The sequence below is a fragment of the Photorhabdus stackebrandtii genome (assembly GCF_011189495.1).
GTDB lineage: Bacteria > Pseudomonadota > Gammaproteobacteria > Enterobacterales > Enterobacteriaceae > Photorhabdus > Photorhabdus khanii.
Window position 1 is genome coordinate 1 of sequence record NZ_PUJV01000179.1, and the last position, 447, is coordinate 447.

A 447-nucleotide genomic window follows, 5' to 3' on the forward strand; every position below is an offset into this window, starting at 1 on the left:
GATACGTTTCACTGACCCCGTCAAGCTGGGCCAGGAACCATAAACGCTGTTGAGCAAAGGATAACGGCAAAGTTTCCGTCCGGGAGACCGGCAGTATGGCGGGCAAGGCGGGCCGGTCTTGTTTCTGTACCGCCTGCGCTAAGGCCGCCAGCGAAGGCGAATGAAACAACGCCGCCAGCGGGAGCTCCACACCCAGTACGGCCATTATCCGGTTCATCACCCGTACAGCCAGCAAAGAATGCCCGCCCAGGGCAAAGAAATTGTCATGCCGGCTGATTTTTTCGATACCCAGTAACTCACGCCAGATCGCCGCCAGGGCAGTTTCGGTGGCGCCCTGCGGGGCTGCATAACGCTGGCGGGCAAAGGCGTCCTCCCCGGGCACCGGCAGTGACCGGCGGTCCAGTTTGCCGCTCGGGGTTAGCGGGAAACGGTCCAGGCGCACCACCG

Annotated in this window: 1 protein-coding gene; it reads right to left on the reverse strand. The window is 62.2% G+C overall.

Annotated features, from left to right (window positions below; all coding sequences use genetic code 11):
- Positions 1-445 (reverse strand): phosphopantetheine-binding protein (locus C5470_RS22235; RefSeq protein ID WP_341351423.1); only part of this gene is annotated, 445 nt, incomplete at its 3' end.
- Positions 446-447 lie beyond the last annotated feature (2 nt).